The organism is Kocuria aegyptia (genome assembly GCF_039530085.1).
GTDB lineage: Bacteria > Actinomycetota > Actinomycetes > Actinomycetales > Micrococcaceae > Kocuria > Kocuria aegyptia.
Genome location: NZ_BAAAOA010000007.1, coordinates 127,009 through 143,234, shown reverse-complemented (window position 1 = coordinate 143,234; position 16,226 = coordinate 127,009). Strand labels below are relative to the sequence as shown.

General features: G+C 74.1%; 14 protein-coding genes. All 14 read right to left on the bottom strand.

Annotated features, from left to right (window positions below):
• Positions 1-10 precede the first annotated feature (10 nt).
• The 14 genes from ABD220_RS02890 to ABD220_RS02825 all read right to left on the bottom strand — a co-directional run bounded on the left by ABD220_RS02890 (position 11) and on the right by ABD220_RS02825 (position 16,209).
• Entirely contained in the window at positions 11-961 is a 951-nt protein-coding gene (locus ABD220_RS02890) for a Ppx/GppA phosphatase family protein (RefSeq protein WP_344119659.1), read from the bottom strand.
• Between the two features lie 34 nt (positions 962-995).
• Positions 996-1,592 (bottom strand): DUF501 domain-containing protein, encoded by a 597-nt coding sequence (locus tag ABD220_RS02885; protein ID WP_344119657.1) that lies wholly within the window; start codon positions 1,590-1,592, stop codon positions 996-998.
• Positions 1,593-1,600: 8 nt separating this feature from the next.
• Positions 1,601-2,341, bottom strand: a complete 741-nt coding sequence (locus tag ABD220_RS02880) for an FtsB family cell division protein (RefSeq protein WP_344119656.1) — start codon at positions 2,339-2,341, stop codon at positions 1,601-1,603.
• A gap of 131 nt (positions 2,342-2,472) precedes the next feature.
• The gene (gene eno / locus ABD220_RS02875; RefSeq protein WP_344119654.1) at positions 2,473-3,756 is read right to left on the bottom strand and encodes a phosphopyruvate hydratase; all 1,284 of its coding nucleotides are present in this window, start codon (positions 3,754-3,756) and stop codon (positions 2,473-2,475) included.
• Positions 3,757-3,943: 187 nt separating this feature from the next.
• Positions 3,944-4,678, bottom strand: a complete 735-nt coding sequence (locus ABD220_RS02870) for a MazG nucleotide pyrophosphohydrolase domain-containing protein (protein ID WP_344119653.1) — start codon at positions 4,676-4,678, stop codon at positions 3,944-3,946.
• Positions 4,675-5,799, bottom strand: coding sequence for an adenosine deaminase (locus tag ABD220_RS02865; protein ID WP_344119709.1), 1,125 nt, complete (start codon positions 5,797-5,799; stop codon positions 4,675-4,677). Before ABD220_RS02865 ends, ABD220_RS02870 begins: the two co-directional genes overlap by 4 nt.
• Positions 5,800-5,831: 32 nt before the next feature.
• A complete protein-coding gene (locus ABD220_RS02860; protein ID WP_344119651.1) occupies positions 5,832-7,505 on the bottom strand; it encodes a hypothetical protein in 1,674 nt (557 codons plus the stop codon).
• Positions 7,506-7,599: 94 nt separating this feature from the next.
• On the bottom strand, positions 7,600-8,907 hold the full coding sequence (locus tag ABD220_RS02855) for a thymidine phosphorylase (RefSeq protein ID WP_344119650.1): 1,308 nt from the start codon (positions 8,905-8,907) through the stop codon (positions 7,600-7,602).
• Between the two features lie 18 nt (positions 8,908-8,925).
• Positions 8,926-9,357, bottom strand: a complete 432-nt coding sequence (locus tag ABD220_RS02850; RefSeq protein ID WP_344119648.1) for a cytidine deaminase — start codon at positions 9,355-9,357, stop codon at positions 8,926-8,928.
• A 7-nt stretch (positions 9,358-9,364) separates the two neighbouring features.
• Positions 9,365-10,777 (bottom strand): ABC transporter permease, encoded by a 1,413-nt coding sequence (locus ABD220_RS02845; RefSeq protein ID WP_344119646.1) that lies wholly within the window; start codon positions 10,775-10,777, stop codon positions 9,365-9,367.
• Positions 10,774-12,018: an ABC transporter permease gene (locus ABD220_RS02840; RefSeq protein WP_344119644.1), complete on the bottom strand. Its 1,245-nt coding sequence runs from the start codon at positions 12,016-12,018 to the stop codon at positions 10,774-10,776. Before ABD220_RS02840 ends, ABD220_RS02845 begins: the two co-directional genes overlap by 4 nt.
• On the bottom strand, positions 12,015-13,631 hold the full coding sequence (locus ABD220_RS02835) for an ABC transporter ATP-binding protein (protein WP_344119642.1): 1,617 nt from the start codon (positions 13,629-13,631) through the stop codon (positions 12,015-12,017). The genes ABD220_RS02840 and ABD220_RS02835 overlap by 4 nt, the downstream gene beginning before the upstream one ends.
• 118 nt (positions 13,632-13,749) lie before the next feature.
• The gene (locus ABD220_RS02830; protein ID WP_344119640.1) at positions 13,750-14,856 is read right to left on the bottom strand and encodes a BMP family lipoprotein; all 1,107 of its coding nucleotides are present in this window, start codon (positions 14,854-14,856) and stop codon (positions 13,750-13,752) included.
• Between the two features lie 105 nt (positions 14,857-14,961).
• Complete coding sequence (locus tag ABD220_RS02825) at positions 14,962-16,209, bottom strand: amidohydrolase (protein ID WP_344119638.1); 1,248 nt, start codon at positions 16,207-16,209, stop codon at positions 14,962-14,964.
• Between the last annotated feature and the right edge of the window lie 17 nt (positions 16,210-16,226).

Here is a 16,226-nt window from a genome sequence, read left to right as displayed (position 1 = left end):
TCCGGGCGGGTCAGCCGACCTGGGACAGGGCGATCCCGTCCAAAATATCGTGCTCGCTCACGATCGCGGAGTCCACGCGTCCACCGGTGGCGGCACCCACCCGCTCGACGATCCGGCGCCACACGAGGGCACCGCCGCCGATGACGTCGACGCGACCCTCGTGCATGTAGGGAAGCGCGGCGCGCTCCGCGCGGGTCATGCCCGTGAGCTCCCGGCACGCCTGCGCGATCCGCTCGGCGGGCAGCTCCGCGCCGTCGATCGCCGCGGGGTCGTAGCCGGGCAGCCCGAGGGCGTGCGCGGTGACGGTCGTGATGGTGCCGGCGACGCCCACCAGGTGGGTCGTCTCGGCGAGGGGCACGGTCTGCAGGACGACGTCCACGGCGTGGTCGACGTCGCGCAGCACGGCCTCCTGCTGGGCGGGGGTGGGCGGGTTGGAGCCGAGGTGGCGCTCGGTCAGCCGGACGCAGCCGATGTCCACGCTGCGCTCCGCGCGCACGCCCCAGGAGTTGCCGAGCACGAACTCGGTGGACCCGCCGCCGAGGTCGACCACGAGCACCCGGTCCTCGGGGTCCGTGCCGGGCACGGCGGTCGAGGCGCCGCGGAAGGACAGCTCGGCCTCCTCGTCGCCGGTGATGACCTCGGGGCTCACGCCGAGCCGTTCGCGGATCCCCGCAAGGAAGACGTCCCGGTTGCCGGCGTCGCGGGTGGCGCTCGTGGCCACGAACCGCAGCTGCTCCACGTCGTGCTCCTTCAGCAGCCGGGCGTACTCGTCGGCGGCCGCGAACGTGCGCTCGAGCGCCGCCTCGGCGAGCCAGCCGGTGGCGTCCACGCCCTGGCCGAGCCGGACCACGCGCATCTCGCGCACGACGTCGTCGAGCACCGTGTGTCCCGCCTCCTCCCGGGCATCGGCGATGAGCAGTCGGACGGAGTTGGTGCCGCAGTCGATGGCGCCTACGCGCATGGGGAGTCCTCGGGGTGTCGGGGGCGGGTGGATCTCAGGCCTCGCGCCAGGCGGGGTCGCAGTGACAGGCGCCGGGGGTCCACCACTCGGCGATGGCGTCGAGGGTCTCGTCCCCGAGCGGGTTCACCCCGGGCCCGGCCGCGAGGGCGTGGCCGGCGAGCACGTGCAGGCACTTGACCCGCACGGGCATCCCGCCGGCGGAGATGCCCTCGATCTCGGGGACGGGCCCGGTGCCGGCCTTGGCCCCGATCCGGGCGCGCTCGGCGAGGTAGTCCTCGTGCGCGGCGCGGTGGGCGGCCGCCAGCGCCTCGTCCTCGGCGATGCGGTCCGTCATCGCGTACATCAACCCCGCGGCCTCCAGCCGGGACACCGCGGCGGTGATGACGGGGTGGGCGAGGTAGAACACGGTGGGGAACGGGGTACCGTTGGCCAGGCGCGGCGCGGTGGCCGCCACGAGCGGGTTCCCGCACGTGCAGCGGGCCGGGATCTCGACGACGTCGCGCACGGGGCGCCCCAGCTGCCGGGAGAGGACCTGGAGGTCCAGGGGCGTGGGGTCGACCGTCCCGGCCGTCACCCCGAGTCCCCGGGGGGCGGGTCGGTCGCCGGGATCGTGTCCGTGCTGGGGGTTCACGCCGTTCCTCACTCCGCGGGGCTGCCGCGGCTGTCCGTCGCCGCGTCCTGCGGCGCGCCGGTCCCGTCCGCCGGTGCGGACGGGACGCTCTGCTCTGTCTGCTCTGTCTGTTCTGCCGGCTCCGTGGTGCCGGGCGCCGTTCCCGCACCGGTCTCCGGCGCGGTGCCGGGGGCCGCGGGATCGTCGGCGCCGCCCGGTTCCCCGCCGGTCTCCGTGCCCTCGGCCGCTCCGGTGCCCGCCGCGGGAGGGGCGTCCTCGTAGGCGGAGGCCACGACGGACTGCCACAGGGCATCCACCCACGCGGGCTTCTCTGCCTCGACCTGCGCCGCCGAGGAGTCCACCACGGCCCCGTCCATCTCCTCGGCCCCCACCACGAGGTAGGACCGCTCCCCCGGCATCACGTAGAGGAGCCGGTCCCTGGCCCGCTGCTTGACGTAGGTCTCGTCCGACCACTGCTCCACCTGGTCTTCCAGGGACGCCTGCTGGGCCTCCATGTCGGCGATGGCGCGCTCGAGCTGGGCGATCTCCGCCCGCTGCTCGAGGAAGATCTTGGTGGTCGGCGCGGCCAGGAACACGATGAGCACGGCCACGAGCGTGAGGATCAGGAAGCGCCCGCTGAAGGTCCGTGCGGGGACCGGCGATCCCACGGCGCTGGATCCGCCGCCCGGCCCGCCGTCGTGCCCGCGGGTGCCCGGCGCGGCGTCGCGCCCGCCGAGCAGGCGGGTGGTGCGCGGGCGGGGAGCGGGCATGGTGACCTCACGGGCGAAGGGCGGGGACGGGGACCAGTGTAGCGCTCGGGGAGGGAGCGGCCGCTGCCGGGAACGGCCGCTCCCTCCTGCACGACGACGGACCGGCGGGGCCGGTCAGCCGCCGCGGGTGGTCACTTCGCGGTGTAGCGCGGGAACGCGGAGGCACCCGCGTAGCGCGCGGCGTCCCCGAGCTCCTCCTCGATGCGCAGCAGCTGGTTGTACTTGGCCACGCGCTCGGAGCGGGCCGGCGCGCCGGTCTTGATCTGCCCGGCGTTGGTGGCCACCGCGATGTCGGCGATCGTGGTGTCCTCCGTCTCGCCGGAGCGGTGGGAGATCATGCAGTGGAACATGTGCCGCTGGGCCAGGGAGATCGCGTCGAAGGTCTCCGTGAGGGAGCCGATCTGGTTGACCTTCACGAGCAGGGCGTTGCCGGCGCCCTCCTCGATGCCGCGGGAGAGCCGCTCCGGGTTGGTGACGAAGAGGTCGTCGCCGACGATCTGCACCTTGGTGCCCACGGAGGCGGTCAGGGCCTGCCAGCCCGCCCAGTCGTCCTCGTCCAGCGGGTCCTCGATGGACACGATCGGGTAGTCGCGCACGAGCTCCTCGTAGTAGGCGGTCATCTCGGCGGCGCTGAGCTGCCGGCCCTCGAAGCTGTACTTGCCGTTCTCGAAGAACTCGGAGGAGGCGACGTCCAGGGCGAGGGCCACGTCGGTGCCCACGGTGTACCCGGCCTTCTCGATCGCCTCGGAGATGAGGTCCAGGGCGGCCCGGTTGGAGTCGAGGTTCGGGGCGAAGCCGCCCTCGTCGCCCAGCCCGGTGGCCAGCCCGCGCTCCTTGAGCACGCCCTTGAGGGAGTGGTAGACCTCCACGCCGGTGCGCAGGGCCTCGGAGAACGTCGCGGCGCCGATCGGGGCGATCATGAACTCCTGGATGTCCACGTTGGAGTCCGCGTGGGAGCCGCCGTTGAGGATGTTCATCATGGGCACCGGGAGCACGTGGGCGTTGGGCCCGCCCAGGTACTTGTAGAGCTCGAGGTCGGAGGCGTTCGCTGCGGCGCGGGCCACGGCCAGGGAGACGCCCAGGATGGCGTTGGCGCCGAGGCCGGCCTTGTTGTCCGTGCCGTCGAGGTCGAGCATGGTGCGGTCGACCAGCCGCTGGTCGGTCGCGTCGAGGCCGATCACGGCCTCGGCGATCTCCTCGTCGACGGCCTTCACGGCGTCGAGGACGCCCTTGCCGAGGTACACCTTCTGGTCGCCGTCGCGGCGCTCGACGGCCTCGAAGGCACCGGTGGAGGCGCCCGAGGGCACCGCCGCCCGGCCGTAGCTGCCGTCCTCCAGCAACACCTCGACCTCCACGGTCGGGTTGCCGCGGGAGTCGAGGATCTGGCGGGCGTGCACTGCGGTGATCATGGCCATGGGTTGCTCCTGACGTTGGTGCTGAGCTTGTCGCTGACGTGGGTGGAACGTGCGTGCTGGGGCGGTCGGGGCCCCGGTGCCGGGCGCCGCCCGAGGGTCCGCACCCGCGGGGCCGGGTTCCCCCGGCGGCTCCAGCCTAGCGACTCGGCGCCGGGGGCCGGGGGTGGGCAGCGGCCCGGGGACGGGATCAGGCTCCGTTCCGGGCCGCGGCGTACGCGCGGGCGGCCCCGCGCAGGGCCCGCTCGGCGTCGAGCCCGCGCGCGGAGGCCGCGCGCACGAGCGCGAGGAGCGCCTCGCCCAGCTCCTCCTCGGTGCGCGGGGCACCGGGCTCCTCCGCGGCGGGACGCGCGGGCTCGAGCCCCTGCTTGCGGGCCCGCGCGAGGGTCTTCTCCGCGAGGGCCAGGGCCGGCAGGTGCGGCGGGATGCCGTCGAAGGGCCCGGTCCGCTCGGGCTTCTCCGCCCGCTTGAGGTCCTCCCAGCGGGAGTGCAGCTGCTCGAGGGTCTGCTCCCCCGCGACGTCCCCGGTGGCCCCGGCGTCGAAGACGTGCGGGTGCCGGCGGACCAGCTTGGCGGTGATCGCCTCCAGCACGTCGGCCACGTCGAAGCCGCCCTCGGCCCGCGGGCGCTCCTGGGCGACCCGGGCGTGGAAGACCACCTGCAGCAGGACGTCGCCGAGCTCCTCGACGAGCAGCCCGGCGTGCGCCGCGGGCCCGCCCTCGGCCTCGACCGCCTCGACCACCTCGTAGGCCTCCTCCACGAGGTAGCGCACGAGGGACTCGTGGGTCTGCTGCCCGTCCCAGGCGCACCCGCCCGGGGAGCGCAGCCGGTCCATGACCGCCACGAGCTCGGCGAAGCGCTGCCCGGTCCGCTCCGGGACGCCGAGCCCCGCCGCGACGTCGTCGGTTCCGTGCCCCTGGCTCATGCGTGCATCCCCTCGAAGCCGTCGCTGATCATCCCGTCCAAGGCGCTGCGGTCCTCGAGCGGCAGGAAGGCGGCGGCCGCGGCGTTGCGCTGCAGCCGCTCCAGGTCCTCGAGCCCGTAGCCGAAGTGCGTCACGAGCAGGGCCAGCTCGTCCGTGACCGTGGTCCCGCTCATCAGTCGGTTGTCCGGGGAGATGGTCACCGTGAAGCCGGTCCGGTAGAGCATGTCCACCGGGTGCCGCTCGGGACCGGCGCCGAACGCGGCCACGGCCCCGGTCTGGAGGTTGGAGGTGGGGCACACCTCGAGGGCGATGCCCCGGTCCCGGACCCACTCGGCCGTGCGCCCGAGGTCGACGACGGCGACGTCCTCCAGGTAGTCGATGTCGATGTCCTCCGCGATGCGCACCCCGTGGCCGAGGCGCAGGGCGCGGCCCGTGGCCAGCGCGTCCCGGATCGACTCGATGCCCGCGGCCTCCCCCGCGTGCAGGGTGACGGGCACGAGCTCGTCCGCGAGCAGCTCGAGGGCGGCCCGGTGACGGGCGGGCGGGAAGCCGTCCTCGGGGCCCGCCAGGTCGAAGGCCACCACGCCGCGGTCCCGGTTGTCCACCACGAGCCGGGCGACCTCCAGGGAGCGGTCGGCGTGGCGCAGGGCGCAGAGGATCTGGGTGACGGACACGATGTGGCCGGCATCCTCCGCGGCGAGCACGCCCTCGGAGAGCCCGAGCCGGACGGCCTCCACGGCCTCGGCCATCGACAGGCCCCCGGCGGTGTGCTGCTCGGGGGCCCAGCGCACCTCGGCGTGGACCACCCCGTCCGCCACGAGGTCCTCGACGTACTCCCGGGCGCAGCGCACGAGCGCCTCGGGGGTCTGCATCACCGCGACCGTGTGCTCGAAGGTCGCGAGGTAGCGCAGCAGCGAGCCGGAGCCGGCGGCCTCCCGCACCCACCGGCCCAGCGCCTCGGGGTCCTCGGTCGGCAGCCGGTGCCCGGCCGCGGCGGCCAGGTCGACCACCGTGGCCGGGCGCAGGGCGCCGTCGAGGTGGTCGTGCAGGCACACCTTGGGCAGGTCGCGCAGCACCCGGTCCGGCACGCGGCCCGGGTGCCGTTCGGCGGAGGTCAGCATCACGGTCGGGACGGCCCCTGTCTCGGTCGGTCTCAGTAGTTCCAGTCCTGCAGGGCCTCGTTCATGTGCTGCGGGATGTGCGCCCCGGTGCGGGGGTACATGCGCAGCTCCTCGAGGTAGTTCTGCGCGGGCAGCCGGTCCTCGTAGCGCACGAAGGCCTCCTCGTCCGCGTAGTCGAAGGACACCTCCGGGGGGATGCCCGGGCGGAAGCGGAACATCATGGCCAGCGGGGCGCCGTTGCCCTCCACGTAGGACTCGTCCTTGAGCTCCTGCACGTGCAGCAGCTCCTCGGGGATGAGGTCGAAGGTGCGGCGCTGGTCCCAGAAGCCGTTCTTGCGCACGTGGGTGAGGGCGTCGTAGTAGGTGCCCAGGGCCCGCACCCGCACCAGGACGGTGGAGACGTCCATCGCCGTGCCGTCCTCGCCGAACAGGCGACGCTGGGCGTCCGCGAGCCGCCGCAGGACGTCGACCTCCTTGAGCACGAGGTTGCCCTCGGCCAGCTTGTCCTGGGAGGGCCGGTCCGGGAGCCTCTCCGGCGCCCGGTAGGACGGGGAGACGTCGGTGGAGACCGCGGTCTCGGGGGCGGAGGAGTCGTGGTCGTCCCCCGCGGCGGTGCCGGCGGCGGCCGCGGCGGCCGTCGCGGCCGCCGCCCCGGTGGGCGCGGCCGGTTCGACGTCCTCGTGCCACTCCTCGTGGTCGACGTGGTCGGGGACGTCCTGGTGGGACGTGCCGTGGCCGGGAGCGTGCTGGTCCTCGTCCTCCCGGCCGGCCGCGGGGACGGGCTCCGCCCCGGAGGCCGGCACGGTCGCCGACTCGGTCTCCGGCTCGGTCGCCGGTGCGGCGACGGGCTCGGGGGTCGGCCCGTCGGAGAGCCGGGAGGCGGGGACGGCGCCGGCCGCGGAGGACCCGGTCGCTGCGGCCGCGGCGCCCCCGGCGCCCGGCGACGCCGGTTCGGACGCGCCGCCGGTCGCTGCGGGGGGCTGCTCACCGGTGCCGCGCTCGCCGGCGGAGGGCGTCCCAGCGGCCGGGTGCGCCTGCGCGGAGTGCTGGTCGGCGGCGGACCGCCCGCCGTCCGCCGGGGCGGGACCCGGCACGGGACGGCCGGACCGCCAGGTGTGCACGTCCTCGGTGCCGTCGGGGAACCCGTAGGTCGTCACCACGTGCCGGATCCCGTCCCGCTCCGGGCCCACCTCGATGCGGGCGTTCTGCCACGCGCCGCGCGGCGAGGACATGGCCTCGCTGTAGAGATCGGCCACGGGGTCGAAGAGCGGCGAGTCCTGGTCCACGGTGCCGGACTCCACGGACGGATCGGCGTCGCCCACGGACTGCTGGGTCTGGTGGGTCATGGTGTTGCCGTGCTGGACGAGCGTGAGCACGGCCCGGTCGGCCCCCCGCGACGTCAGCCGGCCCACGAGGTAGGGCAGCGGGCCGCGCTCGGGCAGCGGCCGGGCCTCACCCGTGCCGTGCTGCTCGGCACCGCGCCCGTCGAGCCCCCGGGGACCCGAGTCCTGGGCACCGCGATCCTGGTCACCGGCGTCCCGGACGCCCGCGTCAGTGGCCCCGGTGTCGCGCCCGTCCGGGCCGGCGGGCGCAACGGCCGGCTGCTCCGGCCGCTCGGTCTCGCGGCGCGGCGTGCTGTCCTCGGTGTTCTTCCGGAAAATGCCTCGCAGACCCAACTGGACCCACCCTTCCGAGCGTGTGCGCACGCCCTCGGTTCTCGTTTCGCGCTGGTTCTCTCCGCAGTATAGGCGGGCCCGCCCCGGCGGCCGGTGCTCGGCCCCGGTGCTCAGCAGCCGGCACTCACCGCACGGTCTCCAGGACCACGGAGTGTCCCGGGCGGGCGGCCGGGGCCGCGGGCAGCACCACGGCGGCGCCCTCGAGTGCCTCCCGGGCCCGCGCGAAGCGCTCGGGGGTGTCCGTGCGCAGGGTCAGCAGCGGCTGGCCCGCCCGGACGGTGTCGCCCGGCTTGGCGTGCAGCAGGACCCCGGCGCCGGCCTGGACCGGGTCCTGCCGCCGGGCGCGGCCCGCGCCGAGGCGCCAGGAGGCCACCCCGACCTGGTAGGCGTCGAGCTCGGCGAGCACGCCGTCGGCCTCGGCCACCACGGTCTCGGACTCCCGGGCCTGCGGCAGCGGGGCGTCGGGGTCCCCGCCCTGGGCGGAGATCATGGCCCGCCAGGCGTCCATCGCCCGCCCGTCCCGCAGCGCCTCCGCGGGGTCGGCGTCGGGGATCCCGGAGGCGGCCAGCATCTCCGCCGCGAGCGCTGCGGTGAGCTCCACGACGTCGGCCGGACCTCCCCCGGCGAGCACGTCCACGGACTCCTGGACCTCCACGGCGTTGCCGACCGCCAGGCCGAGGGGCGTGGACATGTCGGTGAGCAGCGCGGTGGTCGTGACGCCGGCGTCCGTGCCGAGGTCGACCATGGTGCGGGCCAGCTCGCGGGCGGAGGCGAGGTCCTTCATGAACGCCCCGGAGCCGACCTTGACGTCGAGCACGAGGGACTGGGTGCCCTCCGCGATCTTCTTGGACATGATGGAGGACGCGATGAGCGGGATCGACTCGACCGTCCCGGTGACGTCCCGCAGCGCGTAGAGCTTCTTGTCGGCCGGTGCCAGGCCGGAGCCCGCCGCGCAGATCACCGCGCCCACGTCCCGCAGCTGGGCCAGCATCTCCTCGGTGGACAGGGCGGCCCGCCAGCCGGGGATCGACTCGAGCTTGTCCAGGGTGCCGCCGGTGTGGCCGAGTCCGCGCCCGGACAGCTGCGGGACGGCCACGCCGTAGACGGCCACGAGCGGGGCCAGCGGCAGCGTGATCTTGTCCCCCACCCCGCCGGTCGAGTGCTTGTCCGCGGTGGCCGAGCGCGCCCCGGAGCGCACGAGCGCGGAGAAGTCCATCCGCTCGCCGGAGGCGATCATCGCCCGCGTCCAGGACGCGGTCTCGTCCCGGTCCATGCCCCGCAGGAAGATCGCCATGGCCAGGGCGCTCATCTGCTCCTCGGCCACGACCCCGCGGGTGTAGGCGTCCAGGACCCACGCGATCTGCCCGGGCGACAGGGCACCGCCGTCCCGCTTGGTCCGGATCACGTCGACGGCGTCGAACTGCTCGGTCATGAGGGGTCCTTTCCGGGACTAGAGGTTCTCGGGGCCGAAGGCGTCGGGCAGCACCTCGGCCATGGTGCGCACCCCCGAGACGGTGAGCAGCCGCAGGCCGGGGGCGCGGTGCTCGTGCAGCAGCTGCCGGCAGCGCCCGCAGGGCATGATCACGTCGCCGCGCCCGTCGACGCACACGAACGCGACGAGCCGCCCGCCGCCGGACATGTGCAGCGCGGAGACGAGGGCGCACTCGGCGCACAGGGTCAGCCCGTAGGAGGCGTTCTCCACGTTGCACCCGGAGACCACCCGCCCGTCCTCGGTGAGGGCGGCGGCGCCCACGGGGTAGTGCGAGTACGGGACGTAGGCGTGCTCGCGGGCGGCCACGGCGGCCTCCCGCAGCCGGTCCCAGTCGATCCGGGTGCCGTCGCCGTCGGCTGTCCCGCCGCCGGGGTGCAGGGTCTCGTTCACGCGGCGCTCACTCCTTCGTGTAGGGCTTGCCGATGGCGGCCGGGCCGCGGGAGACGCCCACGAGCCCGGCCACGGCGAGGATCGTGACCACGTACGGGAGCATGGCCAGGAACTGGCTGGGCACGGGGGTGCCCAGGAAGGACAGGATGGACTGGAGGTTGGACGCGAAGCCGAACAGCAGGGACGCGAGCAGCGCCCCGACCGGGTTCCACCGGCCGAAGATCAGCGCGGCCAGCGCGATGTAGCCGGCGCCGGAGGTCATGTCCCGGGTGAACGCCGAGACGGAGACCAGCGTGTAGAAGGCGCCGCCGAGGCCGGCGACCATGCCGCCCAGCAGCACGTTGCGGAAGCGCAGGGCGTTGACCTTCACGCCGAGGGTGTCGGCGGCCTTGGGGTGCTCCCCGACGGACCGGGTCCGCAGCCCCCAGCGCGTCCGGTAGAGCGCGAACCACACGAGCGCCACCGCGGCGTACATCAGGTAGCCGATCACGGACTGGTCGAAGACGATCGGCCCGATGAGGGGGATCTCCGAGAGCACCGGCACGGCGAAGCGCGGCAGCCGCGGCGGGGAATTGAACACGCCCGGGTCCGACTCCAGCACCGTGGCGAAGAGGAAGCCGGTCAGCCCGGACACGAGCACGTTGAGCACCACGCCCACGATCACCTGGTTGACCCGGTAGGTGATCGAGAAGACCGCCAGGACGAGCGAGACGAGCCCGGCCCCCAGGACGGCGGCGAGCAGGCCCACCCAGGCGCTGCCGGAGAGCGAGCCGGCCACCGCGGCGGAGAACGCGCCGAACAGCAGCTGACCCTCGATCGCGATGTTGATCACGCCCGAGCGCTCGCACAGCAGACCGCCCAGGGAGCCGAAGATCAGCGGGATGGCCAGCGCCACGGAGCCGGCCAGCAGCCCGGACAGGGACACGTCCGGGCTGCGGGCGCTGCCCACGACCCACACGAGGAAGCCGCTGACGAAGAAGAAGCCGAACACGAGCACCGCCCACCGGGGCAGGTGCGCCCCGGCCCGGGCGCGCAGGAACGCGAGGCCCGTCAGCCCGGCGAGCACGGCCACGGTGAGCCAGCCCCACAGGACGCCGTGCACCACGAGGTCCGGCACGCGGAAGAGGTCGCCGGCCTCCGAGACGCGGAAGCCGACCGTGTTGTCCGGGGCGTTCAGCCCGAACAGCAGGAGGCCCACGAGGCTCAGCAGGGCGAGGACCACCGGGGTGCGCCAGCTCGTGACGCCCACGACCTCGTTGGCCGCGGTCGTGGACAGCTCGGCCTCGGCCGGCGGGGGCAGGGTCGCCGCGACCCGGCCGCCTGCGCTGTCGCCGGCAGGGTCGCCTGCCGTGCCGGCGGATCTGCCGGCGGACGCCCAGGGCGCCGGCTCGGGACGCGGTTGCGGATGCTGCGAGCTCATGCCCGGCCTCCCTCGGTGGCGGCGCCCCGGCCGCGGCGGGAGCGGACCCGGTCCTGCCCGGTCCGCACCAGCGGCGGCAGGGCGATGAACAGGACGATCAGGGACTGCACGACCAGGACGATGTCGATGTTCGTGCCGGTCATCGACTGCATGGTGACGCCCCCCGCACGGAACCCGCCGTAGAGCAGGCCCGCGAAGAACGTGCCCCACGGCTTCGACCGGCCCAGCAGGGCCACGGTGATCGCGTCGAAGCCGAAGGACGCGGCGACGCCCGCGGTGAGCGCCCGCTCGGTGCCGGAGATCTGGGCCACGCCCGCGAGTCCCGCGAGCGCGCCCGCCAGGACCATGACGACGACGAAGCCGCGCGTGACGGAGATGCCGGCGGTGCGGGCCGCGCGCGGGTTGGCGCCCACGGCCCGCAGCTCGAAGCCGATCGTGGAGCGCCGGAGCAGCCAGGCGACGAACACCGTGGCGAGGACCGCGAGCGCGAAGCCCCAGTGCAGCCGGAACTGCTCGCCCAGCAGCTTGGGGAACATCGCCGTCTCCGCGACCTGGGGGCTCACGGGGTTGGAGGAGCCAGGGCGCAGGAACGCCGGGCGGGTGAGCAGCCAGGCGACGAGGTTGAGGGCGATGTAGTTGAGCATGATCGTCAGGATCACCTCGTGGGCGCCGGTGCGGGCCTTGAGCACGCCGACGATCGCGCCCCACAGCGCGCCGCCGGCGGCCCCGGCGAGGACCACGGCGAGCAGGTGCACGCCCACCGGCAGCTGCCAGGCGAAGCCGACCCAGGCGGCCAGCGCTGCGCCGATGAGCAGCTGCCCCTGGGCCCCGATGTTGAACAGCCCGGCCTGGAAGGCCACGGCCACGCCGAGCCCCGCCAGCACCAGCGGCGTGGCCACGGTCAGGGTCTCCGCGAGCGGGTAGACCCGCTGCGCGAACGTGGTGCCGTTCGGGTTGTAGACGGCGCCGTAGAACATCGCCTCGTAGGCGGAGGAGGCGGCGGCCCACATGGCCGTGAGCGTGTCCCCGGGGCGGGCGAAGAAGTAGCTCGCGGCGTCGGCGACCCGGTCGTCGGTCAGGGCGATGAGCAGCCCGCCCAGGACCAGGGCGGCGAGGATCGCGAGCACGGACTGCACCGCGGAGCCCGTCCAGTCCCGCCGGGGGGCCCCGGGTGCGACGGCCGTGGGCGGCGGCGCCTTCTGCTGCTCGGCGACCGCAGGGGCCGGTCCGGTGGCGCTCATGCCTGCTCCTTCGTCTGCGGGACCGCGGTCTGCGGAGGGACCTCGTGCTGGAGACCGGTCTGCCCGTCCCCGCCCGGCCGGGGGGCGGCCGGCCAGACGCCGGCCGCGCGGAGCTCCTCGGCGGTGGCCCCGGCCATCATCTGCCCCAGGACGCCGCGCGGAGTGTCGGGGCCCACGATGCCCATGATCCGGCCGTGGAAGAACACGGCGATCCGGTCGGCCAGCGCGTACACCTCGTCGAGCTCGGTCGAGACGATGAGCACGGGCACGCCCTTGTCCCGCTCGGCGACGATCTGCTCGTGGATGAACTCGACCGAGCCGACGTCCACGCCGCGGGTGGGCTGGGAGGCGAGGAACAGCTCGAGGGGCCTCGACAGCTCCCGGGCGATGACGACCTTCTGCTGGTTGCCGCCGGACAGGGTCTGCACGGGGGCGTCCACGGAGGGGGTGCGGACGTCGAACTCCTCCACGGCGCGGCGGGCATTGGCCTGGACCTCGCCCAGCCGCAGGGACGGCCCGCGGGAGAAGCGGTCGTCGCCGTAGAGGTCCAGCACGAGGTTCTCGGCGACCGTGAACGGGCCCACGAGCCCGTCCGTGGAGCGGTCCTCCGGGACGAAGCCCACGCCCGCGTCCAGGACCTGGCGCACGGACTTCCCGAGCAGCTCCGTCCCGCCCAGCCGGATCGAGCCGGTGGCCCGCTCCCGCAGGCCCAGGATCGCCTCGGCCAGCTCCGTCTGGCCGTTGCCCTGCACGCCGGCCACCGCGAGGATCTCCCCGCGGGCCACGTCGAAGCCGACGTCGTCGAGCAGCTTCACGCCGTTGTCGGCGACCACGGTCAGCCCGGAGACCTGCAGGGCCCGCTCCCCCGGTTCGGCCTCGTCCTTGGCGACGGTCAGGGACACGTCCCGGCCCACCATGAGGGCCGCGAGCTCGGAGGTCGAGGCCTCCGGGGACGTCTGCCCCACCACCCGGCCGCGGCGGATCACCGTGATGACGTCCGAGATCGCCTTGACCTCCCGCAGCTTGTGGGAGATGAACAGGATGGACCTCCCGGAGCCGCGCAGCTGTCGCATGATCTCGAGCAGCTCGTCGGTCTCCCGCGGCGTGAGCACCGCGGTGGGCTCGTCGAGGATGAGCACCTGCGCCTCCCGCACCAGGGCCTTGATGATCTCGACGCGCTGCTGCACGCCCACGGGCAGGTCCTCGACCACGGCGTCCGGGTCCACGTGGAAGCCGTAGCGCCGGGAGATCTCCCGGATCCGGCGGCGGGTGGTCTCGAGGTCGAGGGTGCCGCCGCGGGTGCTCTCCGCGCCGAGGGCCACGTTCTCCGCGACGGTGAACACCGGCACGAGCATGAAGTGCTGGTGCACCATGCCGATCCCGGCGGCCATGGCGTCCCCCGGGCCCCGGAAGGACACCTCGGAGCCGTCCACGAGGATGCGCCCCTCCGTCGGCCGGTACAGGCCATAGAGGACGTTCATCAGCGTGGACTTGCCGGCCCCGTTCTCGCCGAGCAGGCAGTGGATCTGACCGGGCTCCACGACGAGGTCGACGTCCTCGTTGGCCGCGAAGGAGCCGAACCGCTTGGTGATGGACTGCAGTTCCAGCTTCATGGTGGGGTGGTCCTCCTCCTGGGCCGTCCGCCGGCCCCGGGCGGGCACGCCACCGCCGCCGGCTGCGGCCGGGGCCTTCGCCGGCGGCGGTGGGTGCCGTGGTCGGTGCGCTCCGGGATCAGGCCTGCGGCGAGTTCTCGGACTCGACGGTGACCGTGCCGTCGATGATGTCCTGGCGCAGCTGCTCGACCTCGCCGGCGAGCTCCTCCCCCACGGCCTCCTCCTGGTCGTGGAACGGGGCGACGCCCACGCCGCCGTTCTCCAGGGTGCCGACGTAGGGCTCGTTGCTGAACTCGCCCTGGGCGGCCGCCTCGACCACGTCCTGCACGGAGGTGCTCATCTGCTTGAGCACTGAGGTGAGCTGGTACTCCCGGCCCTGGTCGAGGGTCTCGTAGCCGTCGGCGTCGACCCACACGAAGCGGACCTCGTCGTCGCCGCCGTTGGCCTCCACCACGGCGTCGAGGGTGCCGAGGGCCGCCTGCCCGGCCACGGGCAGGACGATGTCCGCGCCCTCGTTGATGAAGTTCTGCGTGGTGGTCTTCGCGGCGGAGGTGTCCGTGAAGCTGTTGACGAAGGTGCCGTCCTGGGAGTCCTTGTCCCAGCCCAGCAGCTGGACGTCCTCGCCCTTGGTCCGGTTGTAGTGGTCGATGCCGTCGGCGAAGCCGTCCATGAACACCGTCACGGTCGGGATGTCCATGCCCCCGTAGGTCGCCACGGTCCCGGTCCGGGTGCTGCCGGCCGCGACGTAGCCGGCGAGGAACGCGGCCTCGGCCGTGTTGTAGACGAGCGGCTTGACGTTGTCGAGCTCGATCGAGGCGTCGTCGACGATCGCGAAGTTCGACTCGGGGTTGGCCTCGGCCACGGCCCGGGTGGCGTCGGCGAGGAGGAAGCCCACGGACAGCGTGAGGTCGCAGCCGGACTGCACCATGGACGTCAGGTTGGGCTCGAAGTCGGTCTCGGCCTGGGACTCGGCCTGGTTGACCTCGATGCCCATGGACTCCTCGACGGCCTGCAGCCCCTCGTAGGAGTTCTGGTTGAACGAGCGGTCCTGGAACCCGCCGGAGTCGGAGACGATGCAGCCGGTGAAGTCGGCGGCCTGCTCCTGCGCCTCCCCGCCCTCCTCGGGGGCGGCGCCGCAGCCGGCGAGGACCAGGGCGGAGGCGCCGAGCAGCGCGACGGCGGAGAGCGGGCGGGAACCTCGGGGCGTCCGGGGCGAGAAGGTCATGGTTCCTCCAGGGGACGGGCGCGGCCGGGCGGCGGGCCCGGTCACGCGGGAGCGCGACGTGGTGCCACTCTACCCAGGGGGCTCGCGGCGGGCGGGAGGCCGGCGTCAGTCGGTGCTGACGTCCGGCCGCGCCCGCCGGGAGTGCAGCCGGATGGCGCGCAGGGCCGTGTTGGCCATGACCTGGACGCCGCAGCCGATCGCGGCCTCGTCCGCCACGTAGTCCGACTGGTGCAGGTCGTAGGTGTGCCCGCCCCGCGTGCGCGTGCCCAGCCGCATCATCGCCCCCGGGACCTCCTGGAGGAACCACGCGAAGTCCTCCCCGCCCATCGACTGGTGCACCAGCACCACCGCGTCCTCGCCGAGCTCCGCGCGGGCGGCGTTCTCGATCAGGGTGGTCTCGACCTCCCCGTTGACCACGGGCGGGACGCCGCGGATGTGCTCCAGCTCCACGTCCACCCCGTAGGGCGCCGCCACCTGGTGCACGACCTCGTCGAGCAGCTTCCCCGCCCGGTGCCAGGCGTCGGCGTCGAGGCAGCGCATGGTCCCGGACATGAAGCCGGTGGCGGGGATGGCGTTGGGGGCCACGCCGGCGTGCATCTGGCCCCACACCACGGCCACGCCGGAGCGGACGTCGATCCGCCGGGAGAGCACGGCCGGGACGTTGACGGCGATCTGGGCCATCGCGTAGACGAGGTCCTGCGTCAGGTGGGGGCGGGAGGTGTGCCCGCCCCGGCCGGTGAACTCGATGCGCACGGTGTCGGAGGCGGACGTGATCGCGCCGATCCGGGTGCCCACCTGGCCGACGTCGACCTTCGGCTCGCAGTGCAGGGCGAACATCCGGGGCACGCCCTCGAGGACGCCCTGGCGCAGCACGGTGAGGGCGCCGCCGGGCAGCTGCTCCTCGGCGGGCTGGAAGACGATCCGCACGGTCCCGGCGATGTGGGCGGTGCGGTGCAGGTCGGCGAGCACCTTGGCCACGCCCACCATCACCGTGGCGTGGATGTCGTGCCCGCAGGAGTGCGCCACGCCGTCGTTGACGGAGGAGAACTCGAGGCCCGTGCCCTCCTGGATCGGCAGCGCGTCGATGTCCGCCCGCAGGCCCACGGCGATCGGGCCGTGGCCGATGTCCACGTAGCACCCGGTGTCCGAGAGCCGCACCGGGGCGAGGCCCATGTTCTCCAGGGCGCCCACGATCCGGTCCGTGGTGCGGAACTCCTGGTAGGACAGCTCCGGGTGCCGGTGCAGGTCCCGCCGGAAGGCGATCAGGTCGGGGAGGAAGCGCTTGAGCAGGGGGCCGATGGCGGGCGGGAGGCCGGCCTCCAGGGCCGCGGCGGAGGATGGCGCGTCAGGCATCTGCCCAGCCTACTCCC

Bases quoted from the DNA above. Each gene is read 5' to 3' on its own strand.
- ABD220_RS02890 (WP_344119659.1), bottom strand. From the start codon at position 961: ATGCGCGTAGGCGCCATCGACTGCGGCACCAACTCCGTCCGACTGCTC.
- ABD220_RS02880 (WP_344119656.1), bottom strand. From the start codon at position 2,341: ATGCCCGCTCCCCGCCCGCGCACCACCCGCCTGCTCGGCGGGCGCGAC.
- eno (WP_344119654.1), bottom strand. From the start codon at position 3,756: ATGGCCATGATCACCGCAGTGCACGCCCGCCAGATCCTCGACTCCCGC.
- ABD220_RS02870 (WP_344119653.1), bottom strand. From the start codon at position 4,678: ATGAGCCAGGGGCACGGAACCGACGACGTCGCGGCGGGGCTCGGCGTC.
- ABD220_RS02865 (WP_344119709.1), bottom strand. From the start codon at position 5,799: ATGCTGACCTCCGCCGAACGGCACCCGGGCCGCGTGCCGGACCGGGTG.
- ABD220_RS02855 (WP_344119650.1), bottom strand. From the start codon at position 8,907: ATGACCGAGCAGTTCGACGCCGTCGACGTGATCCGGACCAAGCGGGAC.
- ABD220_RS02845 (WP_344119646.1), bottom strand. From the start codon at position 10,777: ATGAGCTCGCAGCATCCGCAACCGCGTCCCGAGCCGGCGCCCTGGGCG.
- ABD220_RS02840 (WP_344119644.1), bottom strand. From the start codon at position 12,018: ATGAGCGCCACCGGACCGGCCCCTGCGGTCGCCGAGCAGCAGAAGGCG.
- ABD220_RS02835 (WP_344119642.1), bottom strand. From the start codon at position 13,631: ATGAAGCTGGAACTGCAGTCCATCACCAAGCGGTTCGGCTCCTTCGCG.
- ABD220_RS02830 (WP_344119640.1), bottom strand. From the start codon at position 14,856: ATGACCTTCTCGCCCCGGACGCCCCGAGGTTCCCGCCCGCTCTCCGCC.
- ABD220_RS02825 (WP_344119638.1), bottom strand. From the start codon at position 16,209: ATGCCTGACGCGCCATCCTCCGCCGCGGCCCTGGAGGCCGGCCTCCCG.